Annotated in this window: 22 protein-coding genes; 3 read left to right on the top strand and 19 right to left on the bottom strand. The window is 63.8% G+C overall.

The annotated features are described in order from the left end of the window. Nucleotides 1–64: 64 nt before the first annotated feature. Nucleotides 65–1,069, bottom strand: coding sequence for a hypothetical protein (locus ACCQ08_RS15715; RefSeq protein ID WP_373450322.1), 1,005 nt, complete (start codon nt 1,067–1,069; stop codon nt 65–67). Nucleotides 1,070–1,569: 500 nt separating this feature from the next. Here ACCQ08_RS15715 and ACCQ08_RS15720 point away from each other — a divergent pair, with 500 nt between their 5' ends. Next, nucleotides 1,570–2,325, top strand: a complete 756-nt coding sequence (locus ACCQ08_RS15720; RefSeq protein ID WP_373450323.1) for a hypothetical protein — start codon at nt 1,570–1,572, stop codon at nt 2,323–2,325. Nucleotides 2,326–2,845: 520 nt separating this feature from the next. Here ACCQ08_RS15720 and ACCQ08_RS15725 read toward each other — a convergent pair. The 9 genes from ACCQ08_RS15725 to ACCQ08_RS15765 all read right to left on the bottom strand — a co-directional run bounded on the left by ACCQ08_RS15725 (nt 2,846) and on the right by ACCQ08_RS15765 (nt 12,605). Next, a complete protein-coding gene (locus tag ACCQ08_RS15725) occupies nt 2,846–4,105 on the bottom strand; it encodes a phenylacetate--CoA ligase family protein (RefSeq protein ID WP_373450324.1) in 1,260 nt (419 codons plus the stop codon). Between the two features lie 108 nt (nt 4,106–4,213). Next, nucleotides 4,214–5,053 (bottom strand): ABC transporter ATP-binding protein, encoded by an 840-nt coding sequence (locus ACCQ08_RS15730; protein ID WP_239809697.1) that lies wholly within the window; start codon nt 5,051–5,053, stop codon nt 4,214–4,216. Nucleotides 5,054–5,182: 129 nt separating this feature from the next. Then, nucleotides 5,183–6,496: an ABC transporter substrate-binding protein gene (locus tag ACCQ08_RS15735; RefSeq protein ID WP_239809696.1), complete on the bottom strand. Its 1,314-nt coding sequence runs from the start codon at nt 6,494–6,496 to the stop codon at nt 5,183–5,185. Nucleotides 6,497–6,574: 78 nt separating this feature from the next. After that, entirely contained in the window at nt 6,575–7,639 is a 1,065-nt protein-coding gene (locus tag ACCQ08_RS15740; protein WP_239809695.1) for a branched-chain amino acid ABC transporter permease, read from the bottom strand. Nucleotides 7,640–7,654: 15 nt separating this feature from the next. Then, entirely contained in the window at nt 7,655–8,584 is a 930-nt protein-coding gene (locus ACCQ08_RS15745; protein WP_373450325.1) for a branched-chain amino acid ABC transporter permease, read from the bottom strand. Nucleotides 8,585–8,606: 22 nt separating this feature from the next. Beyond that, the gene (locus ACCQ08_RS15750) at nt 8,607–9,389 is read right to left on the bottom strand and encodes an ABC transporter ATP-binding protein (protein WP_239809693.1); all 783 of its coding nucleotides are present in this window, start codon (nt 9,387–9,389) and stop codon (nt 8,607–8,609) included. A 25-nt stretch (nt 9,390–9,414) separates the two neighbouring features. Then, on the bottom strand, nt 9,415–11,361 hold the full coding sequence (locus ACCQ08_RS15755; RefSeq protein ID WP_373450326.1) for a long-chain fatty acid--CoA ligase: 1,947 nt from the start codon (nt 11,359–11,361) through the stop codon (nt 9,415–9,417). Nucleotides 11,362–11,735: 374 nt separating this feature from the next. Further along, the gene (locus ACCQ08_RS15760) at nt 11,736–11,990 is read right to left on the bottom strand and encodes an acyl-CoA-binding protein (protein WP_021028674.1); all 255 of its coding nucleotides are present in this window, start codon (nt 11,988–11,990) and stop codon (nt 11,736–11,738) included. 87 nt (nt 11,991–12,077) lie between these two features. Next, nucleotides 12,078–12,605, bottom strand: a complete 528-nt coding sequence (locus ACCQ08_RS15765) for a DUF4822 domain-containing protein (RefSeq protein ID WP_373450327.1) — start codon at nt 12,603–12,605, stop codon at nt 12,078–12,080. Nucleotides 12,606–12,757: 152 nt separating this feature from the next. Here ACCQ08_RS15765 and ACCQ08_RS15770 point away from each other — a divergent pair, with 152 nt between their 5' ends. Further along, complete coding sequence (locus ACCQ08_RS15770; protein ID WP_373450328.1) at nt 12,758–13,498, top strand: Crp/Fnr family transcriptional regulator; 741 nt, start codon at nt 12,758–12,760, stop codon at nt 13,496–13,498. Nucleotides 13,499–13,825: 327 nt separating this feature from the next. Here ACCQ08_RS15770 and ACCQ08_RS15775 read toward each other — a convergent pair whose 3' ends face one another. Beyond that, nucleotides 13,826–14,053, bottom strand: a complete 228-nt coding sequence (locus ACCQ08_RS15775; RefSeq protein ID WP_373450329.1) for a hypothetical protein — start codon at nt 14,051–14,053, stop codon at nt 13,826–13,828. A 332-nt stretch (nt 14,054–14,385) separates the two neighbouring features. Between ACCQ08_RS15775 and ACCQ08_RS15780 the strand changes: the two genes are divergently transcribed. After that, on the top strand, nt 14,386–15,954 hold the full coding sequence (locus ACCQ08_RS15780) for a pseudouridine synthase (protein ID WP_373450330.1): 1,569 nt from the start codon (nt 14,386–14,388) through the stop codon (nt 15,952–15,954). A gap of 76 nt (nt 15,955–16,030) precedes the next feature. On the opposite strand, the gene ACCQ08_RS15785 is transcribed toward ACCQ08_RS15780, so the two are convergent. The 8 genes from ACCQ08_RS15785 to ACCQ08_RS15820 form a co-directional block, all read right to left on the bottom strand. Further along, nucleotides 16,031–16,489: a hypothetical protein gene (locus tag ACCQ08_RS15785; protein WP_373450331.1), complete on the bottom strand. Its 459-nt coding sequence runs from the start codon at nt 16,487–16,489 to the stop codon at nt 16,031–16,033. A gap of 9 nt (nt 16,490–16,498) precedes the next feature. Next, nucleotides 16,499–17,803: an amidase gene (locus tag ACCQ08_RS15790; RefSeq protein WP_373450332.1), complete on the bottom strand. Its 1,305-nt coding sequence runs from the start codon at nt 17,801–17,803 to the stop codon at nt 16,499–16,501. Nucleotides 17,804–17,906: 103 nt separating this feature from the next. Further along, entirely contained in the window at nt 17,907–18,569 is a 663-nt protein-coding gene (locus tag ACCQ08_RS15795) for a hypothetical protein (RefSeq protein ID WP_312450649.1), read from the bottom strand. Further along, nucleotides 18,566–19,381, bottom strand: a complete 816-nt coding sequence (locus ACCQ08_RS15800) for a hypothetical protein (protein WP_313332763.1) — start codon at nt 19,379–19,381, stop codon at nt 18,566–18,568. Before ACCQ08_RS15800 ends, ACCQ08_RS15795 begins: the two co-directional genes overlap by 4 nt. Then, nucleotides 19,378–19,869 (bottom strand): hypothetical protein, encoded by a 492-nt coding sequence (locus ACCQ08_RS15805; protein ID WP_373450333.1) that lies wholly within the window; start codon nt 19,867–19,869, stop codon nt 19,378–19,380. Before ACCQ08_RS15805 ends, ACCQ08_RS15800 begins: the two co-directional genes overlap by 4 nt. 12 nt (nt 19,870–19,881) lie before the next feature. Beyond that, on the bottom strand, nt 19,882–20,553 hold the full coding sequence (locus ACCQ08_RS15810; RefSeq protein WP_373450334.1) for a hypothetical protein: 672 nt from the start codon (nt 20,551–20,553) through the stop codon (nt 19,882–19,884). After that, entirely contained in the window at nt 20,553–21,173 is a 621-nt protein-coding gene (locus ACCQ08_RS15815; protein ID WP_373450335.1) for a hypothetical protein, read from the bottom strand. Before ACCQ08_RS15815 ends, ACCQ08_RS15810 begins: the two co-directional genes overlap by 1 nt. Nucleotides 21,174–21,267: 94 nt before the next feature. Beyond that, a complete protein-coding gene (locus ACCQ08_RS15820) occupies nt 21,268–23,520 on the bottom strand; it encodes a hypothetical protein (RefSeq protein ID WP_373450336.1) in 2,253 nt (750 codons plus the stop codon). Nucleotides 23,521–23,611: the final 91 nt, after the last annotated feature.

Raw genomic sequence — 23,611 nt, forward strand, 5'->3', positions numbered from 1 at the left:
ATAGCTACCTCAACGGAGTGTTGTTTTAACTAAGACAACACTCCAGACACTACAAATTCAGCTCCTAACCCTTGTCACGACGCCAATCAACGAACTGTTCCCACGCAAACTGTTCTCTCTTGGCTCGCAGTTCTTCGCTGGCTTCCCTGAACGGAAGAAACTTCACCGTCATGTATTCCGGGCTTGGTTCCTCCACACCCTCCATTTTGTTCGCAAGGTTGACAAACGTCTCTGACCAGACGATTCCGATACTGTTTTCCATGTTTGGCGCATGAAGCGATAACAGTCCATGATGCTGTTCGCGACGCATCTCCAATACGGTGACTATATGCCTGCTCTTGTTGATCGAGACAAAGTAGTCGAATTGGGCATTATCCCAAGAGCTCTCCGCGTTGCTTGCTGCGATTTTCGCCCGCGCCCTCGCGTCAACGTCACTTTCTAGCGGACGTCGACTGGTTATGACTTTGGTCCCACTAATCTGATTATTCACAAGGCAAAGGGACTCCTCGCGAATCATCGTGGCACACATTAGGTCGTCGAAGCTTGGGGTCTCACCATGAATGACGTACAGGTGATCGCTTTGCCAGCGCACTCCATCTGGAATTACCCAAGCTGCAATGAACGCACCTCCTACGCCGTGTTGAGGCAAATAGTCATGCACACCGTAGCTCTGGAATGCAGAGACCAATTGAGAGAAGATTCGCTCTACATGCAACGGATGCGAGCCGAGTCGGTTCAGCACGTTTTGCAGGCTTGAGACGAGCCTGCGGGTCCATTCATGCTGCCCAGAGGGCAATGTGCTTCCAAGCTGAATTAACCCGCTCACCTCGTCAATCGTTGATGTAGCGACGTTAACATGCAGAAGGCAAGGTCTCTCGGACTCGTAGAAGGCGAAAAGCACATCTGCATCGTTCTCGCAAGGGGTGACGCTGATCAACGCCTCACTCACAGCTTTTCGTGCATCGAGCTTCAATGCACGAGCTTCTGCATACGCGTCTATTAGCGCACGCGCGGTACGGACATCGCCAGCGAAGCCCGTTAATGTATCGGCCCTGACAGCCAGCTTCATACCTTTTTCGAATACGAATCTCCAGGGCTTTTTCCCAACATCACCCTGCCGCTCCCCAAACACCGTTGTGGTTTCGCTGCCGGCAGAGTCGATTGACGGAGATGCATAGCTAAAACCGCTGTCCGCGGCGATAAAGACGCCCCGGTCCGTCCGTAGGCCTACACAGTATGTCACTCTCAGATTCCCGTAGAAAATTGTGAGGGCGGCGACATCTATCGCGCGCACTGTTCATCGCAATCGTACTTCGCGCCCGTACAGGTCGTGAACGACCGAAACTCGCTCCAACATAGACTCCGATGCAGTCAGGTCGATTGGCTCGAGTAGAGCAGCAACATTCATACGCAGCCAATTGGAGCTTCTAGTGCGATGCCTCAATTCGGCCATAAGCAGTCATTGGCGACTGTCAAATTCGCTCTCGTGTGATCAATTACAGCGGTGTTGGTAGACAATGGTGCCACTTAAACGTTGCATTCATCCCAAAAAAGATAGGGAGTTGATAGATGAATAGGAAAGTAGACGCCATAGATGTTTTCGCCACACCTTACGAGGCTTGGTCCACCCGGAAAACCAGTCAGGAAGAAGCACTGGATCTCATGAAAAACCAAGGCGTGCATCCGATCGCAGCTTTACAAGTCAAGGACAAGCTAATCGAAAGGGTATCGACACCCCTCGAAGCGGCAAGCAGAATGCTCCGTGAAAGAGTTGATCAAGCATTGGAGCGCCACATTGACGATGCACTCGAGGCAAGCGACGAATATAGTCATCTTCGGTCTTTGATGCCACAGGACGTACCTAAAGCTCTGAACTCATATCAAGGTGAATTCCCGCATTACGACTGCGCGGAAGTGGATAACGCGATCAACAGTCATGGTGTTGAAATTGCGGAGGGACAGTTCTTGTTCCATGGAGGTCTATGGTCCAGTAATACTCCGAACGTTACCACGTCTCGTCCATTCTCCACATCTTTCTGTCCCCAAGTAGCTCTGAGGAATGCCGAGTGGAGAGGAAAAGCCTATGACGCTGGCCGGCTGGACCTGATGGTAGTTCGTATTAAAGGTCCTAAGACCAAGGCTTATGTATACAGTCTAGAGGGCAATCATGGAAACGAGAAAGAGATAGTCTTCGCAAGCGGCGCTGAGTTAGCTCTTGTAAGTAAAACTCACATTGCGGATATCTCCGTCTCAAAAATGGATTCCAAGCTCCGACAGGAGAAGAAAGTTATTCCAGCTTACGTAGTTGAAATTGAGATCAGCTGATTTTTTCAGCTTTTGCGCTACCAATCGAGCAAGTTGTTTACGCAAATCTCCAAATGTCTGCAATGAGTCGACAGCACTCATTCGGGAGCCGAGATTGCGGACTTCCTGCATTCCAGGTGACTGCCTGTTAGCGAGGGGCTGCTGCGGACCTGAAAACAGTCATTGGGGAAATGACTGTTTTGGCGCTATGACTAGGTGAGCGGTAGTTCACCCAGCTGCAATCAGCGGCTGCAACCGCTACGCAGCGACATGAGCAGCAAAGGTTTGAACGACCGCAACGGGTCGATTTGCGACACAAAATCAAGATCGCTCGAAGCGCAAGGGTTCGGTCGCTTCGTGCGCCAATCGCACCAGCGCTAGAAAAAATCATGGCTCTAACCTCCAACCAGCCAATCCATGCAGTGTTTAAAAGCGCTATTCACCGCAAATCTTGCGGTGAATAAATCAGAAGCATCGAATGGGATAAGAGGCAGTCGCCTCCTATGGCCTCTGCTTCCCCGCCTATTGCCTGGCAGTTCACTCACTCGTAGTTCCGCGCATCCTCAATCACCTTGCCATCATTGGGCAGCTCGCCCGGGCGCAGCAGCGCGATATCGGCGCGCAGCTTGGTGATGTCGCGCACCGCGTCGGCGATCTGTTCGGCCAGGCCCGCGCCCAGCTCGGTGGTTTCCACCTGCAGGGTCATCTGGTCCTGGGCCATGGCGCCGCTGACGACCAGGCGCGCCTTTTGCACTTGGGGGAAGCGTTTGACGACCTCGGCAATCTGGCCGGGGTGCACAAACATGCCGCGCACCTTGGTGGTTTGGTCGGCGCGGCCCATCCAGCCCTTGATGCGGGTGTTGGTGCGGCCGCTGGGGCATTGGCCGGGGAGGACGGCCGACAGGTCGCCGGTGCCAAAGCGGATCAGCGGGTAGTCGGTGTTGAGGGTGGTGACGACCAGCTCGCCGACCTCGCCTTCGGCCACCGGGTCGCCGGTGCCGGGGCGCACGATCTCGACAATTACGTTCTCGTCCAGCACCAGGCCTTCGCGGGCCTCGGTCTCGTAGGCGATCAGGCCCAGGTCGGCGGTGGCATAGCACTGGTAGGCGGCGACACCCCGGGCGCTGAACCAGTCGCGCAGCGACGGCGGGCAGGCTTCGCCGGAGACGAGCGCCTTGGTCAGCGATGCAATGCGCTGGCCCTGGGCTTCGGCCTTCTCCAGGATGATTTTCAAAAAGCTGGGCGTGCCGATGTAGCCATGGGGGTGCAGGTCGGCCATGGCCTGCACCTGCTGCTCGGTCTGGCCGGTGCCAGCGGGGAACACGGTGGCTCCCAGCGCCTGGGCGCCCGATTCCATCATCGAGCCGGCGGGCACAAAGTGGTAGCTGAAGCTGTTGTGCACCAGCTCGCCGGCGCGAAAGCCCGCCGCATAGATGGCGCGGGCCATGCGCCAGTAGTCGGGGCGCTGGCCTTCGGGTTCATAGATGGGGCCGGGGCTGGCAAACATGCGCGGCATGGCACGGCCAAACGGCGCAGTGTTGAAGCCGCCAAAGATGGCGCGGCCCGGGTGCTGGGCGCGTTCGGCCTTCTGGCGCTCCAGCAGCTCATGCTTGCGGGTAACGGGCAACTGCGCCAGCGCGGCGCGGCTGGTGATGCGGGCGGCATCGACGCCTTGCAGGATGCTGGCAAAGGCGGGGGAGTGTTGCTGGGCGTGCCGAATCTGGGCGGGCAGGCGGGCCATCAGATCGGCTTCGCGGGCAGCTGGGGCGCGGGACTCCAGATCGTCGTAGTGCTGGCTCATGCGGTTTCTCCGGGACGTGTGATCGGTATTTTTGGGGGCGAATCTGCCGCAGACGCCGGCATCGGGGCATCAGCCGGCGCGGTAGTCGGATCGTTGAGGGGGCGGGGTTCAGGCCAGCCAGCGTTTTCTGCGCTTGTAGCTCTTGACGTCCTTGAAGCTCTTGCGCTCGCCGCCGCCCATGCCCAGGTAGAACTCCTTGACGTCCTCGTTGTTGGCGAGGTCCTTGGCGGCGCCGTCCATCATGATGCGGCCGCTCTCCATGATGTAGCCGTAGTCGGCGTACTTCAGCGCCATGTTGGTGTTCTGCTCGGCCAGCACGAAGGTGACCTTTTCCTTCTGGTTCAGGTCCTGCACGATGTTGAAGACTTCTTCGACGATCTGCGGAGCCAGGCCCATCGAGGGCTCATCGAGCAGCACCAGGCGCGGGTTGCTCATCAGCGCGCGGCCAATGGCGCACATCTGCTGCTCGCCGCCCGAGGTGTAGGCGGCCTGGCTGGTGCGGCGCGTCTTGAGGCGGGGGAAATAGTTGTAGACCTTGTCCAGGTTGGCGGCAATCTCGCCCTTGCTGGTGCGGGTGTAGCTGCCGGTCAGCAGGTTTTCTTCGATGGTCAGGTGGGCAAAGCAGTGCCGGCCTTCCATCACCTGCACGACGCCGCGCTTGACCAGGTCCGACGGGGTCAGCGCCTCGATGCGCTCGCCTTCGAGCTCGATGCTGCCCTTGGTGACTTCGCCGCGCTCGCCCTTGAGCAGGTTGGAGATGGCGCGCAAGGTGGTGGTCTTGCCAGCGCCATTGCCGCCCAGGATGGCGACGATCGATTCGCGCGGCACCGACAGCGAAACGCCTTTGAGCACCAGGATCACATGGTTGTAGATCACCTCGATGCCGTTGACGACCAGAAGCGGCGCTGCTGCGGATGGGGTGGAAGCTGTTTGCGGGGATTCGGTCATGCCGTCACCTGATCTCTCAACAAAATGGAGGGCGGGCGGCCCCGGGGAGCGGGCGCCTTCCGCAGGGGAAGGGCGCCAGGGGCCTGCCACGAGAGGCCCCGGGCCACCGGGCCCGGGGACCATGCAGCCTTAGCTGCAGGAACGTGGCGTCACGTTCTTTTCCTTGGCGTACTTGTCGGCGTACTCCTTGACCAGCGGGTCGATCAGGCTCTTGTCCGATTGGTACCAGTCCGAGGTGACGTTGAACTTGCTGCCGTCCCAGGTGGCGATGCGGGCCCAGTCGGCACCCAGGTGGTTGTCACAGCTGGTCTTGAAGGGGCGGATGATCTTGCCAAAGCCCAGCTCGTTGAGGCGCTCCTGGGTCATGTTCATGTTCTCCAGGCCCCAGCGCACTTGCTCGGAGGTCATGACCTTGCCCTTGCCGTACTTCTCTTGCGCGGTGCGGATGGCTTCGACCTGCAGCATCGCGATCACCATGCCGCGGGTGTGCGCCAGCTGGCCCAGTTCCTTGGGGTCGGACGCGGTGCCCTGGCCCTTGTCGTACAGCGAGGCCTTGACGTCGTCATGCACCTTGTCGCGCTCGGCGGTGTTGTGGATGGTGACCGTGTTGTAGCCCTTGGCGCCAGCGCCGATGTCCTTGACGTCATGGTCGGAGCCGCCCCACCAGATGGCGTACATCTTCTCGCGGGGGTAACCGGTGGCCTGGGCTTCGCGCACGGCGGTCGGGGTCATCACGCCGGCCGACCACAGCAGCACATAGTCAGGGCGGTTCTGGCGGATCTGCAGCCAGGTGGACTTCTGCTCCACGCCGGGGGCAGTCACCGGCAGCAGCATCAGGTCAAAGCCTTCCTTGGCAGCGCGCTTTTGCAGCAGCGGGATGGGCTCCTTGCCATAAGGCGAGTCGTGGTAGACCAGCGCGATCTTCTTGCCCTTGAGGTTGCCCTTTTCCTTCTTCAGGATGTCCTGCACGATGGAATCGGCTGCGGTCCAGTAGTTGCCCAGCAGCGGGAAGTTCCACTCGAAGACCTTGCCATCGGCCGATTGCGACAGGCCGTAGCCGGGGGTGATGACGGGCATCTTGTCGCCTGCGGCCTTGTCGGTCACCGCAAAGGTGATGCCGGTCGATTGCGTGTCAAAGCCGGCAGCGCCGCCGTCGCGGCCCTTGAGGCGCTCATAGCATTCCACGCCCTTGGCGGTGTCGTAGGCGGTCTCGCACTCTTCGAACTTGATCTTCACGCCGTTGATGCCGCCCTTGGCATTGACGAGCTTGAGGTAGTCCTGCTTGCCGTCACCCCATGGGATGCCCAGCGGCGCGAACTGGCCGGTGCGGTAGACCAGCAGCGGAACGAATTGCTCCTGGGCTTGTGCGGCTGGGGCAGCCATCATTGCGCCCAGACCCAGGGCTGCCGTAGCAGCGGCGATCACAGCTTTCTTGAAAGACATGGTTCTATCTCCTTAGGGTTGTTGGGGCTGGTGACCCCCACTTGCGAACACTCTGCGTTGCTCTCGGTAAAAAAACACTCAATGCGGGAACGGCCACAGACGCAGCTTCTGGCGGGCCGTGGCCCACAGCTTGGCCAATCCATGGGGCTCGACAATCAGGAAAAACACGATCAGCGCGCCAAACACCATGTGCTCCAGGTAGGTGGCGGTGGCGGTCGAGATCGGCAGGCCCAGCCAGTGCGGCACCTGCGTCAGGAAGATGGGCAGCAGCACAAAAAAGGCGGCGCCAAAGATGCTGCCAACGATGGAGCCCAGGCCACCGATGATGATCATGAACAGCAGCTGGAAGGAGCGGTCCAGGCTGAAGGCGGCGGGCTCCCAGGCACCCAGGTGGACGAAGCCCCAGAGCGCACCGGCAATGCCGACGATGAAGCTGCTGACCGCAAAGGCCGAGAGCTTGGCGTACATCGGGCGGATGCCGATCACGCTGGCGGCCACGTCCATGTCGCGCATGGCCATCCATTCGCGGCCCACGGCGCTGCGCACCAGGTTCTTGGCCATCAGGCCGAGCACGCAGAGAATCACCAGGCAGAACAGGTACTTTTGCACCGGTGTTTCGATCGCCATGCCGAACACCGAGAGCTTGCCAGCGCTGACCGAGCCGGACGAGGAGTAGTTCGTCACCCAGGCGGCACGGCTGGTGAGCCAGTCGACGAAGAACTGCGCTGCCAGCGTCGCGACGGCCAGGTACAGGCCGCGAATGCGCAGACTGGGCAGGCCGAACAGCACGCCGATCAGCATCGACACGAGGCCGCCACCGATCAGCGACAGGATCAGCGGCATGCCTTCAAAACGCACATGGAAGTTGTAGGCGGCATAGGCGCCTGCGGCCATGAAGGCGCCAGTGCCCAGCGAGATCTGGCCGCAGTAGCCCACCAGAATGTTGAGCCCGATGGCGCCCAGCGACATGATCAGGAACGGAATCAGCACCGCCTTGAAGGTGTAGTCGCTGAAACCGAAGGGCACCAGCACAAAGGCCACCAGCAGCAGGGCCAGCATGGCCCACTTGTCCTGCAGCACCGGGAAGATCTGCTGATCGGCCGCGTAGCTGGTCTTGAACTGGCCATTTTCACGATAAAACATAGGTCAGGTCTCCAGTTACACGCGGTCAATAATTTTGTCCCCGAAGAGACCTTGCGGACGGAACAGCAGGAAGCACAGCGCCAGGCCGTAGGCGAACCAGGTCTCGATACCGCCGCCCACCGTGGGGCCCAGGTAGACCTCGGAGAGCTTCTCGCCCACGCCGATGATCAGACCGCCGACGATGGCGCCGGGCACCGAGGTGAGGCCGCCCAGAATCACGACGGGCAAGGCCTTCAGCGCGACCAGCGACAGCGAGTACTGCACACCCAGCTTGGAGCCCCAGATGATGCCGACCACCAGCGCCACGCAGCCGGCCACCGACCAGACGATGACCCAGATGCGCGAGAGCGGAATGCCGATGGACTGGGCGGCCTGGTGGTCGTCCGCCACGGCGCGCAGCGCGCGGCCGGTCTTGGTCTTTTGGAAGAACACGCTCAGCACCAGCACCAGCACGGCGGCGATGCCGGCGGCATACAGGTCTTCCTGGCTGATCAGCACGCCGCCCTGGAACAGGCTTTCCATGACGAACATGGGGTCCTTGGGCATGCCCACATTGATGCTGTAGACCGCCGAGCCAAAGATCATCGGGCCCAGGCCATCGAGGAAGTAGGCGATACCCAGCGTGGCCATCAGCAGCGCGATCGGTTCCTGGTTGACGAGGTAGCGCAGCGCAAAGCGCTCGATCGCCCAGGCCACGCCGACCATGATGACCATCGCGACGGCGAGCGCCAGCGCAATGCTGAGCACGCCGGTCTCGATGCCCAGCCACTTCGGGATCCATTCCGAAAAGCGGGCCATCGCCAGTGCGGCAAACAGCACCATCGCGCCCATCGCGAAGTTGAAGACGCCCGAAGCCTTGAAGATCAGCACAAAGCCCAGCGCGATCAGCGCATAGAGCATGCCCACCATCAGGCCACCAAACAAAGTTTCAAGAAAAAATGCCATTGCGGTCCCCTGGGGTCTGTGCTCAGTGGCCCGCGCCCAGATAGGCGCGGATCACATCTTCGTTATTGCGGACTTCTTCGGGCGTGCCATCACCGATCTTCTTGCCGTAATCGAGCACCACCACGCGGTCGGAGATGTCCATCACCACGCCCATGTCGTGCTCGATCAGCACGATGGTGGTGCCGAACTCGTCGTTCACATCGAGGATGAAGCGGCACATGTCCTGCTTTTCCTCGACGTTCATGCCGGCCATCGGCTCATCAAGCAGCAGCACCTTGGGCTCCATCGCCAGCGCGCGGCCCAGGTCGACCCGCTTTTGCAGGCCGTAGGGCAGCTGGCCCACTGGCGTTTTGCGGTAGGCCTGGATCTCCAGAAAGTCGATGATGTGCTCGACAAACTCGCGCTGCTGGATCTCCTCGCGCTGGGCCGGGCCCAGGCGCAGCGCCTGCATCAGCAGGTTGCTTTTGATCTGCAGGTTGCGGCCGGTCATGATGTTGTCGATCACGCTCATGCCCTTGAACAGCGCCAGGTTCTGGAAGGTGCGGGCCACACCCATCTCCGCCACCTGACGGCTGTTCATGTGCGCAAAGGTCTGGCCGCGAAAGCTGATCGCGCCTTCGGAGGGCGTGTAGACGCCGTTGATGCAGTTGAGCATGGAGCTCTTGCCCGCGCCGTTGGGGCCGATGATGGAGCGGATCTCATGCTCCCTGACGTTGAAGGAGATATCCGTCAGCGCCTTGACGCCGCCAAAGCGCAGGCTGATGTTCTTGATGTCCAGAATGACGTCACCGATTTTTTTGCTCATGGGTGGCTTTCTCTTGGCTGGGCGCTCAGGCAACCGACTTCAGCGGTGCAAAGGTCTTGGCGTCGGCGATCTTCAAGGTGGCGCTGACGCTGCCGGTACGGCCGTCTTCGAACTTCACCTGGGTCTCGATGAACTGCTCGCTACGCCCGGCGTAGAGCGCATCCACCAGCACGCCGTACTTGTCGGCGATGAAGCCTCGGCGCACCTTGTTGGTCCGGGTCAGCTCGCCGTCATCGGCATCGAGCTCCTTGTGCAGGACCAGGAAGCGCGTCACCTGGCTGCCGGCCAGCATCGCATCGGTGGCCAGGTCAGCATTGACCTTCTCGACGCAGTTCTGGATCAGGGTGTAGACCTGCGGCTTTTGCGCCAGGTCGGTGTAGCCGGCGTAAGGCAGGTTCTGGCGCTCGGCCCAGTTGCCGACGGCCTCGAAGTCGATGTTGATCATCGCGCAGACCTTCTCGCGCCCATCACCCAGCGCCACGGCCTCCTTGATGAAGGGGAAGAACTTGAGCTTGTTCTCGACATACTTGGGCGCAAACATCGCGCCGTCGTTGCTGCCGCCCTTCAAGCGGCCCACGTCCTTGACGCGGTCGATGATCTTGAGCTGGCCGCTCTTGTCCATGAAGCCGGCATCGCTGGTGTGGTACCAGCCGTCCTCGCTCAGCACCTCGGCGGTCGCCTTGGGGTTTTTGTAGTACTCCTTCAGGAGGCCGGGCGATTTGACCAGGATCTCGCCGTTCTCGGCCATCTTGATCTCGACGCCGCGAATCGGATTGCCCACGGTATCGGCAAACACTTGGTTGTCGGGCTGGATGCAGACGAACACGGCGGTCTCGGTCGAGCCGTAGAGCTGCTTGAGGTTGATGCCGATGGAGCGGAAGAAGCTGAACAGATCGGGGCCGATTGCCTCACCGGCCGTATAGGCCACGCGCACGCGGCTGAAGCCCATGTTGTTGCGCAGCGGGCCAAACACCATCAGGTCGCCGAGCTTGTAGCTGATCTTGTCGAGCAGGCTCACCGGCTTGCCATCGCGCAGCGCCGGGCCCACGCGCTTGGCCACCGCCATGAAGTGGTGGAACATCTTGCGCTTGAGAAGGCCCGCGTCCTCCATGCGGATCATCACGCTGGTGAGGATGCCTTCAAACACGCGCGGTGGTGCAAAGTAGTAGGTGGGGCCCACTTCCTTGAGGTCGATCTGCACGGTGGCATTGGACTCGGGGCAGTTCACCACATAGCCGCAGGCCAGCCATTGCGAGTAGCTGAAGATGTTCTGCCCGATCCAGGCGGGGGGCAAGTAGGCCAGCACTTCCTCGCCATGGCCGAGCTTCTCAAACTCGGCGCCGGCCGAGGCGCTTTCCAGCAGCGAGCGGTGGGTATGCACCACGCCCTTGGGGTTGCCGGTGGTGCCGGAGGTGAAGAACATCGCCGCCACATCGCCGTTGTTCGTGGCCTCGACCTGTTGCTGGAACCAGCCGGGGTGGGCCGCCACAAAGCCCGCGCCGCTGGCGATCAGGCTGTCGAGCGAGGCCAGGCCGGGCTCTTCGTAGTTGCGCAGCCCCCGAGGGTCGTCGTAGTAGATGTGGCTGATCTGCGGGCAGTGCTCGCGCAGCTCCAGCAGCTTGTCGACCTGCTCCTGGTCTTCGACCAGGCAGAAGCGCACCTCGGCATTGTTCAGCGGGAAAACGCATTCGGCCGCCACCGCATCCTGGTAGAGCGGCACAGGGATGGCGCCTATCGACTGGGCGGCCAGCATGCTGGCGTAAAGCCGGGGGCGGTTGGCACCCATCAGCACCAGGTGCTCGCCGCGCGCCAGGCCCGCTTGCGACAGGCCTGCGGCGATCTTGGCGACCATCTCGGCCAACGCGGACCAGCTGTAGCTCTGCCAAATGCCGTATTCCTTTTCACGCAATGCTGCGGCCTGGGGCCGATGGGCAGCGTGCTGCAGCAATAGCTTGGGAAATGTCGTTGACATGGTTGTCTCCTATGCCGTTTTTTGTAGATCACAAGTGCCATGCCTTGCGTCCTGTTGAAACCGAATGTAGGTTCAGCTTTGACGTTGTTTTGTCTTTATGACGACAATCTTCGGGAAAACGCTGTAGGTACTTTCCTGCGGCCTGCCGATTTGCCGGCCGTATGCGCGTGGCGCAGCCTTGGCACTGCGCCAGGCAGTGGGGAGGCAGGGAGATGCACGGGTGCCGCGGTATCGGAGGACGGGGGCCCAAAGCCGAATGCGCCATGCCGAGAGGGGCAGGGATTCGGAGGGCGTGCCGCGCTGCTGCGGGTGCAGGGGCGGCAAGGCCATGCAGGGCTGGCGGGCGCGGGCCAGCCCCTGCAGGCGCGGAATGCTTAGAGCAGTTCCTGGATCATGTCGATGTATTGCTGCTTGGCATCGTCCTGCGCCATGCCTTTGCACTGGTTCCAGGCGTTCCATTTGGCCGAGGCGACAAAGTCGGTAAAGCCGGGCTTGGGCTCGTTGTTGTCGCCATGGGCGCCCTGCTTGTACAGACCATAGAGCTTCAGCAGGGTCTGGTTGTCGGGGCGCTCGCTCATGTTCAGAGCGGCTTCCTTGGCGGCTTCAAAGGCGGTGTTCAGATCGGACATGGGGACCTCTTGGTGTATGGTTGGGTGCGGAGTACAGGGCTGCCAGTTTAGCCTGCGATGGAGCGCTGCGGCGGGGCGTCGCAGCGCCTACTTGGGGCCCATGCCCGCGCTGGGCTGCACCTGGAAGGCGCCGGTATAGGGCGTGTGCACGACATGGATGGTGACCAAGGGCTGGCCCTCGCGCATGTCCTTGGGCACCTGGCGCGAGTAGGTGAATTCGGTGGGGTGGATCACCTCCATCTTGCGGCGCAGCTGCGTGCCGTTGTCCGACACCGTGTGCTGGTACTGGCGGTCGCCGGTAAAGAAGAACCAGCCGGCGCCGCCTTGCTGGCTGCGCGAGCGGCCGGTGGCAGGATCAAAGTACTCGTAGCGGTTGCTGCAGGCATCCCAGAGCGAAATGCCGACAACACCCGGGTAGCGTTCCACCAGGTTGCTGCTGCGGTCATCGCCTTCATAGACGGCGGTGGTGAGCCAGGTTTTAGTGGCCAGCACCTGGGCGTCAGGCGATGCAGCGGCGCAGGCCGGGGCGGCAATGGCATGGGCCGGGGCCAGCAGCGCGGCGGCCAGCGCCAGCGCAGCGGTGGGCAAGCAGATGGGGTTGTTCAGATCGGACATGGCAGTTTCGGTAGTCATTGAGCGATGAACGCCCCAGTTTAGCGGGGCAACTGTTGGGCCGGCGCGACTTGCTGCGCAGGTGACAAGTGCAGGGCCCACCCTGGTAGCGTCCCTCTTTGCAGCCCGTGCCGGCTCGGGCATTCTTGGCCGCCATGAGCCCGCATGCCTCTCTCTACCAACGCCGCCGTGCCCCGCATGCTGCGGAAGTGGCCGATATCCCGTGGATCCCTGTTCTGCAACCTGCCGAGCGCGACTATGCCGTGCGCCAGCTGATGGTGACTGAGGCCGAGCCGGGCGAGTATGTCTGCCGCGTCGGCAAGCCGGTAACGTACTGGTTTGGTGTCATCGAAGGCCTGCTCAAGATGAGTGCCGAAAACAGCGAGGGCCGCACGATGACCTTTGCAGGCCTGCCACGCACCGGCTGGTTTGGAGAGGGCACCGCGCTCAAGCGCGAGATCTACCGCTATGACATCCAGGCGCTGCGCAAAAGCTCCGTCTGCGGCATTCCGGTCGATGCCTTCCACTGGCTGCTCGACCATTCGCTGGGATTCAACCGCTTTGTGATGCACCAGCTCAACGAGCGGCTGGCGCAGTTCATCAGCGCCCGTGAGATAGACCGCTTGAACCGCCCCGAAGAACGGGTGGCCCGCACCTTGGCCGCGCTGTTCAACCCGGTGCTCTGTCCCGGTGTCAGCGATGTGCTGCGCATCACGCAGCAGGAGTTGGCCTACCTGGTCGGCCTGTCACGCCAGCGGGTGAACGAAGCCCTGGCCGCGTTGCAGCACCAGGGCTTTATCCGTATTGAATACGGTGGCCTGCGCGTGCTCGATCTGCAAGCGCTGCGCGGGCAGGGCTGGCTGGTCAAGCCACAGCGGGCGGATTTCGATCTGTAGCCTTTAGAACCTGTTTAAAGTCTCCTCGCGCCGCGACAGTGTCTTTGCGGGATGGGATGCTAGGCGCAGTGCGCAGCCAATAGCCAGCTATTGGCAAGCGCTGCAACGCCGCAGACCGCCCCTGCCCGGGCGGCCCTAGTCGGGCACCCCTGGCCGGGCGCCCCTAGCCGGGCGCCCGCAAAGCCACTGTCCCTACTGGTTGGAGTGAAATCGGGCGATTTCTGCGCGCTGGCCCTTGCTTGCACCCCGGTGCAAGCTGCGGACCAGCCCTTCGAACTCATCCCGATTGCAATCCAACGCGGCTGCGTAGAGACTTTGAACAGGTTCTTAGGGCTTGGTGGCCGGTGCGGCTGGCGCGTCGGGCGTTGCCCCTGCTGGTGGCGGTGCGGGCATCGAGCCACCAGGCGTGGTGTTGTCCGGCGTGGCGCGTGGCATCGGCGCGTTGGAGGCACCCTTGTCGCAACCGCTCAAGGCTGCAGCGCCGAGAACCAGGGCAGCAGCGGGCAGCCAGTAGAGTGCAGTGCGAGGTGAGTTGGGGGTGGTCGTGGACTTCATAGGTATCTCCTAAAAATGAATAAGTCCATGCTACGCCTCAATAATTGCTGTTATGGCGCGTGCTTGCACTGCTCACATCTATACGCATTCCGATGCATATCGCGCCAGGCCGCATGGGCAGAGGCTTGGCGGGCTTTGGGGGCGAGCGGTCACATGGACAAGAGGCGGCGCATGGCCAGCGGGCAGGCATTGACGTAAGGAAGGGATCAAGTTGTAAGCGCTGCTGAAAAAATCAGCAGCGTGCGTTGCCTCTCTTTGTGCACAGACTTATCCACAGCCGCCATAGCCGTGCGCCTCGCTTGGAATGGCTAGACACGCGACAATAGCGGGCTATGTCAAATCCCCGCCCTCCAGCTGATTCTCCTGCCGCCGACAATGGCGAAGGCCGCAAAAAACTCACCCTGACCCGCAAACCCGCGCCCGCTCCCGTCGCGCGTGGCCGTGACGGAGGGCCGGGTGCGGACCGTCCGCGTTCCGCTGGCGGCCCACGCCCTACAGGCCCTCGTTCTGGCGGCGACAGCCGATTCAGCGACCGAGGAGGCCGGGACGGGCGTGATGGCCGCGATGGTCGTGACGCACGCGACAGCCGGGGTGAGCGTGGCAGCCGGGATAGCTGGCCGGGCCGCGATAGCCGCGATGGCGGTTTTGGCCGTGGTGAGGCACGCGGCGGTGGCTTTGGCCAGGAACGCCGTTTTGGCGACCGCCCCGAAGGTGGCCGCCGTGACGATGCGCGCCCTTATGAAGGTCGCCCGGATGCTCGCCGCCCCTATGCTGGGCGCGGTGACTTTGTCTCGGTAGGTGCCGGATCGCGCGACCCGCGCCAGGATGGCCGCAGCCCCGCAGGCCCACGCCAGGATGACCGTCGCAATGACGGCCCACGTAGCTTTGCCCCGCGCCAGGATGACCGCCGCAACGAAGGCCCCCGTGGCTTTGGCCCCCGCTCGGAAGGCCCCCGCGAGGGCGGACCCCGTTCCTTTGGCGCCGGCCCGCGCCAGGATGGCTTCCGCTCCGAGCGTCCCCGCGACGAAGCCCCGCGCCGGGATGCCCCGCGCCGCGAGATGCCATCCAACGTATGGCGCGCCGATGGGCCCCAGCGCACGATGCAGACCGCCAAGGCCCAGGCCCAGAATGAGCAGCTGAAGGCCGAAGGCCAGGTGCGCGTGAACAAGCGCATGTCTGATCTGGGTCTGTGCTCGCGCCGCGAGGGCGATGCCTGGATCGAGAACGGCTGGGTGCTCGTCAACGGCGAAGTCGCGACGATGGGCCAGCTGGTGGAGCTGACCGACAAGATCGAGATCCGGCGCGAGGCGCAGGATTTGCAGGCCCAGCAGGTGACGATCCTGATCAACAAGCCGATGGGCTATGTCAGCGGCCAGGCCGAAGACGGCCATGAGCCGGCGGTGGTGCTGGTCAACCCGCCCAACCACTGGCGCGAGGACCACAGCAAGACGCGCTTCAACTTCAGCCAGCTCAAGGGCCTGGCCCCTTGCGGCCGTCTGGACATCGACTCGGTCGGCCTCCTGGTGATGACCCAGGACGGACGCATTGCCAAGCACATCATTGGTGAGGATTCCGACGTCGAGAAGGAATACCTGGTGCGCGTGACCTATGGCGCTGTCGAGCAGGATGTGCAGCAGCACTTCCCTGAAGACAAGCTGGCGCTGCTGCGCCACGGCCTGTCCCTGGATGGCGAAGCCCTGCTGCCCGCTGGTGTGGAATGGCAAAACCCCGAGCAGCTGCGCTTTGTGCTGCGCGAAGGCAAGAAGCGCCAGATCCGCCGCATGTGCGAGGCCGTCGGCCTGTTTGTGGTGGGCTTGAAGCGCATCCGCATCGGCAACGTGGTGCTGGGCAATCTGCCGGTGGGGCAGTGGCGCTATCTGGGCGAGAACGAGCAGTTCTAAGCCCATTGTCAGCCGCTCTCGTGACGAGGGCGCTGGCTTGGAAAAGCCCTCTCTGGCCCGACGGGTCCGGGAGGGCTTAGTTTTTGGCGATTGGCGGTTTGTGCGGGCGGGCCGGGGCAATGCCCCGGGCCATGCGTGCATTGCGCACCGCTGCCAGGCTCAGGCCCAGCTGCGCGGCCACATCGGCATCCGATGCGGTGCCCAGCAGCATCACCTCGTTAGGTTGCCAGCTGTGCTGGCTTTGCTTGCCCCGGCTGCTGTCCTGTGGTGCTATGCCCAGCGCCCCACGCTTGGCCACCACGCTGGCCTTGCTGATGCCCCACTGGGCGGCCAGGCTGGCATCGCTGTGCTGGCCCAGTGCGGCCAGCATCTCCGCTGTCCATTCGACATGGCCAAAGGCGGCAATCCCCAGGCTGTTGCGCTTGAGGTTCACCGTCTTGGCGCTGGTGCCCCAGCGCTCGGCCAGCAGCGCATCCTTGTCTGTGCCCAAGGCGGCCAGCATCTCGTCGGTCCATTGCAGGCTTGCGCGTCCCATAGCGCGTCCTTAGCGCTGCGCCAGCGCCTGCTCGGCGGCGGCGGCCAGGGCCAGCAGGTTCGCATCCTGCATGCGCGCGCCCACCAGCATCAGCCCCACCGGCAGGCTGCCGGCCACACGCGGCAGCGGCAGCGAGATGGCGGGCAGGTCGTAGAAGTTGAAGATCGAGGTGTTGCGCAGAATCAGCGCATTGGCGGCGAAGAAGGCGCTGTCGTCTTCCAGCAGTGGCGCAATGCGCGGCGCGGTGATGGCGACGGTGGGCAGCAGCAGCAGGTCGACCTCCTGCATGGCGGCGTCCATCCTGGCGGTCCATTGCTGGCGCTGTTGCAGCAGCTGGATGTAGTAGGGCGCCGTCAGCGCGCGGCCCCTGTCCATGCGCGAGAGCACGCGCGGGTCAAAAGCGTCGCGCGAATCCACCAGCGCCTGCTGGTGGATCGCGGCGGCCTCGGCCGCAATCAAGGTGCCCTCGCTTTGCAGCTGTGCGGGGGCGGCCATCAACGCTTGCCAGGGCAGCTTGCGGATGCTGGCGCCGTGGGCCTGCAAGCTGGCGATGGCCTGCTCGGTCTGGGCCAGCACCTCGGCGCTGCAATCGGTCCAGGGCAGGCCCTGGGGCAGGCCGATGCGCAGGCCCTGCAGGCTGCGCGGGGGCAGGGCTTGGGGGATGGCACCGGCCATGATGGCATCGGCGGCCGCGCAATCGGCCACCGTCCGGGCCAAGGGGCCCAGCGCATCGAGGGTGTAGGACAGCGGAAAAGCCCCGTCGCGCGTGACCCGCGCCTGCGTGGGCTTGAAGCCGGTGACGCCATTGAAGGCGGCGGGGATGCGCACCGAGCCGCCGGTGTCCGAGCCAATGGCGATGTCGACCAGGCCCCGGCCGACGCTGACCCCGGCGCCCGACGAAGAACCGCCGGGGATGTGCAGCATATCGGCGGCATTGCCCGGTGTGCCGAAGTGGGGGTTGATGCCCACGCCCGAGAAGGCGAACTCCGTCATGTTCGTCTTGCCGACGATCACCGCACCGGCAGCGCGCAGGCGCTGCACCACCGGCGCGTCTTGTGCGGCCGGAGCGCTGTCGCGGCGCATTTTCGCGCCAGCGGTCGTGACCTGGCCGGCCACATCCAGCAGGTCCTTGATGGAGACGAGCTTGCCGTCCAGCGGGCCCAACGACAGGCCGCGCGCTGCGCGCTGGTCTGCGGCCTGCGCCGCTTCCTGTGCGGCGTCGGGGTAGAGCTGGGTGAAGATGCGCTGCGCTTCGTCACCCAGCGAGGTCAGGGTCTGCAGGCTGTGGGCAAGGCGTTCGGCGCTGGTGGGCATGGCGGAATCATTCAAAAATCAGATGGGATTGCCATCGTAACCAATAACCAGGCGCTGGTCCGCCTGGCGCAGCAGGGATGCCTGCCGCCCGCCTGTCCGGACCTCACGGCACGGCGGCGGTAAAGCTCAGCTGCCCGCTGTAGTTGCCGGCCGTGCGGCTGACGGCGCTGTTGTAGGCAAAGGTCCAGTTGGCCGTGCGGATGGTCACCAGGCTGTTGACCGTACCGGTGCCGCCGCCGGTCACATTGACGCTGGTGCCGGTGCCGCTGGCTGGAATGGTGGGGGCCGGCAGCGCCGAATCGCTGCTGGTGACGCTGACCACATTCATCGGAATCGTGTTGGCGCCGCTGGTCAGTGCCGTGGTCACGGTCGCGAACACGCTGACCTGGCCGCCATTGCTGCGCACCTCGACCGGCAGCACATTGCCGCTGGCGGCGACTGCAAACGTCGGGGCGGTACCGTTCCAATTGACCGGTGTGTTGTTGCCATTGGCAGGCGTGGTGGGCACCGCCGGGATGCTGGGGCTCAAGCTGAAGCCGACCTGCGATGTGGTGCCGCCCGGTGTGGGCCAGGCACCGTCACCGACGCGGAAAAACAGGTACTTGTCGATCTGGATGGAAAAGTTCAGCGCGACCGCTGGCGTGGTGCGCGGCAGGTTGCCGGTACCCGATGTGGCACTGCCCGCCTGCGCAGCCGCAGACACAGCCGCGAGCGCCAGCGCCAGCAGCGGGCGCATCCGTGTCCGTGGGCCGCGCAGTGGGTTCATGGGAACTCCGCATTCAGCTTGAAGCTGCCCTTGTCCCAGTCCAGCATCCCGCTCGCCTTGATCGGGTAACGGGGCTGAATGGCAGGCTGGCCATCTTCTCCCTTGGGGACCAGCGCCAGGTGCCGGGTCTGGCCGGGCATGATCGGCGTGCCTTCAACGGCCAGCATGAAGTCGCGGCCTTGCGCATCCTTGGCGTCCACCGTGCCTTCGAGCCGGCCATGGGCATCGCCGGTGTTGCGCACGGTCAGCGCAGGGCTGCGCTTGCCGGCGATCTCGCGCATGCCGATCTGCTGCACTTCGAGCTTGGGCTCGGCGCCGCCGAGCATCACATAGACGGCCACGGCGATGCGGCCGGTGACCGGCAGGCTCAGGTGGGCGCCCCCGCTCTGGATGATGGTCTGCTGGGCCGGCTCCACCCCTTCGACGGCGATCATGAAGCGGCATTCGCCGCGCGGCGCATCGGCCGGTGGCGTGACTTGGAAGCGAAAGGCCTGTTTGGTCTGCGCCGGTACTTTGACGGTGCGGCGCTCCAGCGCCACCCAGGGGCGACAGCTGCCGGGCAGCAGCTCGTCGTGGTAGCTGATCTGGCCCTCGGCCGAGTAGCTCCAGTCCAGGGTGCGCACCGACAACGCAGTAGCGGCTGCGCCCAGGTTGTGCAGATCGATGGACTGGCCCAGGCGCTCGCCGCTCTTGGCCGTGAGCTCAAAGCGCGAGGGGGAGACCGCCATCTCGAACGGGGCCGCCTGGGCCAGGCAGGTGGCCAGGGGCAAGGCCAGCGACAGGGAACGTTGGAAGAAGCGGATCAGGGTCATGGCTGGGTCTCTATCTCAAAGTAGGATTCAAAGCGCAGGCTGCCACCCCGGCCCATCTGCAACTGGCGCTGGTCCAGGCGCAGCTGCAAATCAAAGCTTTCGGTGATCCAGGGCGCACGCACGGTGCCGGTCCAGACCAGCACCCGGTCACCGGGGCGGCCCATGCCGCCTTGGAACAGCCCGCTGCTGCGCCACTGCACCTGCATGCCCATCGGTGAGCGCAGGCCGGCCACCGCCAAGGGGATGACGTAGTAGATGCGTGCCTGCCTGCCCATATACGCGGCGGTGGCCAGCCGGTATTCCACGCGTCCGAAAGGCAGGCTGATGGTGTGGGGGTCGAGCATCTGCGCGTTGCGGAAATCTGCATGGATTTGCGCACGCGGGGAGCTGGAGTCGTCCAGCCGGGTAGGCTGGGCGTGCGCACTCTGGCCCCAGACGCCGGCCATGGCCAACAGCGCAGCACAACAGCGAAGGCGAAAGCTGGGCATGGACCTGTTTCCTTATTCCATCGACGCGGTGAAATACACCGTGCCCAGGTAGGTGCCTGCCGGGTAGAAGGTGTCATTGGCATAGCGGAAGGTCAAGCGCGTGGCACTCAGGTTCCGGGACTGGTAGGTCCAGGTGCCCAGGCAAAGAACGATAATCGGGATCGAGCAGACGTTGGCATTGGCATTGAAGTTGGCCAGCTGCTGGTTGTTGGCACCGCTGAACTGGCCGTTCTGGATATCCCCAGCGGCCGAGCCACTGCTGTTGCTGACGGTCCAGCTGATCTTGCTGAACGGGATGATGGTGCTGCCGCAGGAGCTGCTCTGGCAAATCAGCCCGGTGCCGGAATCCACCCGCAATGTGACGGGCCGGGCCACTTCCGAAGAGACGATCGGGCGCACCGGTGTGACCGAGATATCGATCGCGGGTGATCCGCTCACGGCCGTGGGCGTGAGGCCGGCATTGCTGCCCGTGACATTGAACTGCACCGTGTCGGTCCCTGCCGCGGACCCCACCTGCAGCGACAGCGCGTAGTTGCTGGTGCTTGCGTTGTCGCTGACCGTGATGATGACGGCGTTGGCGGGCCCGATGATGCCGCAGGCGAGCAGCACCAGCCCCGCGCCGCGCGGTGCGCATGCGGTCCGCAGGGCAGCATGCGCGGTGGTGGTTGCATCGCGCTGGGGCATCAGACGCCTGTGGCCGTGTAGGTGACCGAGCCGGTGTAGGTGCCGGCGCTCCAGGCGGTGGCCGTGCCGGTCAGTGCATAGGTCCAAGTGCCGCTCAACAGGGTGTTGGGCGTGAGCGTGGTGGATGCGCACGCGCCCAGGTTGGCGCCCGGATGGGGCACCGGCGTGGCGCCTGCGGCCACCACGGTGAAGTTGGCGTTGGGCGGGCCGCCGGCAGCGGGGCTCCAGGCTCCCACGGCGCAATTGATGTTGGCCGTGCCGGCATTGGTCCAGGCAGACACCGCCAGCACATTGCCCGTGGGGGTGACCGCCACGGTCGGGACGGTGCCATCCCAGGGAACCTGCACGTTGTTGGCGGTGGCCGTGGGCGTGGTGCCGGGCGTGGGCGGGATGGTCAGCGCCGCATTCCAGCTGACGGTGTCCTGCAGGGCATTGCTGGATCCGACCTTGAGCAGGATCAGCTTGGGGATGACCACGCTCAGGTTGACCTTGGCGGTGGCCGTCACGGTGCCGGTGCCGGCCGAGGAAAAGCCATATTGGCTCTCCGCCAGTGCATGGCCGGTGCAGGCCAGGGCGAGGGCAGTGCCCAGCGCGAGTGCATTCAGTTTTGGGTGTTTCATGGTTGTCGTCTTTCAAGGAGCAAGCGCCGCAGCGCCGGGAGTCGGCCGCCACGATGCACGGCGTGCAAGCGGAGGCCCGGGTTCTGCTGCATGGCTAGTCCTCCACCTTGGTGATGGGGATCTCGGCGTTGGCTTCGCCACGCAGCGGAACATCGACACTCAGTACCGCTCCATCGGCAGCACCCCAGGGCAGGGGCACGCTGTCGAGCGTGATGCTGAGTTGATGGCGGCCTATGCCGACCATCGGGAACAGGAAACGGCCTTGCGCATCGGTGGTGGTGCGGTAGCGCCCATCGAGCACCACCTCGATGCCCTGCGCGCCCGACTCGTCCGGCTGGATGCGTCCATCCTTGTTGGCGTCATAGAAGACCCGGCCGCCGACGCTGCCGCTGCCATTGCCGGGCGTGCCTGCGGCCACCGGAAAGGGCCGGCCGGTGCCCCCTTCCCAGCGCAGATAGACATACGCGGTCTTGTCGTTGCTGCGGTAGATTTGCGGGCTGGTCCAGTCCAGCACCTGCGTGGTGACCAGGCGCGCCTGGTTCAGCAGCACGCCCATGCCCATGCTCCAGCCATGGCCCCATTGCTTTTCCGCCAGCAGGTTGCCCGACAGGCCCCGGCTGGTGAAGAGGCCGCCGCTTTGCGAGGTGTAGCGCAGGTTGCCGGAAAAGCTCAGGCTGTTGCTGGCCCAGTAACGGCCTTGCAGGCCGGCCGTCGGGTAGTGCTGGACGCGGCCGTTGCTGCGGTCATCGGCCCAGCCGAGGGTGGTGACCAGCTCGGGGCGCATGGTCTCGCGCTGGGCGCGGATCCAGTCCTGCTCCCACTGCAGCTCGCGCCCGGTGGCGGTGCCATCGCCCAGCACGATCTGCTCATTGCTGCGCAGGCTCAGGCTCAGGCGCGAGCGCGGCAGATCGCCAAAGCGGGTCTGGTAGTAGCCATAGGCGTAGACGCTGCGCATCTTGCCATGCAGGCCACCGCCCTGGCCGTCTCCCGCATAGCGGGTCTGGTACAGGTTGAGGTTGCCGCCCAGCGCGGTTCTGCGGTCCATCTGGTAGTGCAGGTTGCCGCTCAGCCCCAAGCGGGTCTGACCCTGCTGGGCCGGCCAGTTGCTGGCGCGCATGCGTTCGGCATCGAGCCCGGCCCCCCAGCTCAGGCGGCTGGTGTTGTGGTCCAGGCGCCAGTAAGCGCCCTGGGTGCCGGAGGGCAGCAGGTAGTCGCCGAAATGCAGGTTGGGCCGGGTCACATAGGCGCCCCAGGTATGGCGGTAGCGGCCCAGCTTGGTGTCTGCCTCCAGGTACAGGCCTTGCGCGCTGCCGGAAGGCGCTTGTGCCGAATCGCTGCGGGTGGTGCTGCCTAGCGCGGTGAGCCGGCCGCGCAGCGCGCCATCCTGCTGCGTGGGCGAGCCATAACCGAGCGCGGCGGCCCAGCTGCTTACCCTTTTGCTGCCGCTGCCCGGCTCGTTCCACAGGCCATAGTCCACGGCGGCCACGTTGTGCGCCTGGTTCAGCTGCGCGGCGGCATACCAGGCCCCGCCCAGGCGCTGGGTGGCACCCACCCACGCCACGCTGCCCCGGCTTTTCTCGAAACCGGGGTAGGGCCCTCCCAGCAGGTCGCCGCGCTGGCCCATGCCGGCGCTGATGTCGAAATCTGCACCACCGATGCGGGTGGACAGGCCGCGCAAGGTGCTGGTGCCCAGCATCAGGCGGTAGTTCTGGCCCAGTCCTCGGGTGAGCTCGCTGTAGCTGTCGCCGATCGTTGTGTCCATGCGGATGCCGGGTGTCACCGGCATATCCAGGTTCTGGACCGTGATGCGCTGGCTGCTGGACCTGCGGGCATAACCGAGCGCGCCAATGCCGTTCCAGGCATCCTGGCCGCCATGCATGCTGCGCACATCGGCCTGCAGCATCCATTCGCCGTGGTTGAGGGTCTGCTGGCGGTACAGGATGCGCTGTCCCAGCTCGGTGCCACGCTGCTGGCCCTGGCTGCCGTGGTCGGACTGGCCCAGCCCCAGGCGGCTCTCCAGCGCCCAGCTGCGCAGGCCCAGCGGCAGGGTGCTGGGGTCCACGTCTGGGGCTTCTCCCGCCCGCAGGGCTGTCAGTTCATCGGCGCTCATGAAGTGGTCCTCGTAAGCGGCCGGTGCGGCCTCGATGACGGCCCGCAGCCGTGCCTGCTCTGCCTGTGCGGGGCTCAGTGACTCCACCCGGCTGCTGGCGCCTGCCTGGTCCTGCGCCAGTGCTGCGGCCGCTTGCAGACCGATTCCCAGCACCCATGCCCCCTGAGCCGCCCACCCTGCCAGCGCCTGGTGGAAACCAGTACTGCTGAAGAAGGGAGACCGCTCAATCACATTCATTTGTAATTAGGAGTTAACTACCGTTGCATTGATTTTGCGTGGCTGCTACCAATCAATTGTCAAAATTTGATACATAACGTTAAGTGTGTCA

This window comes from Comamonas sp. SY3, assembly GCF_041730275.1.
Taxonomy (GTDB): domain Bacteria; phylum Pseudomonadota; class Gammaproteobacteria; order Burkholderiales; family Burkholderiaceae_C; genus Comamonas; species Comamonas sediminis.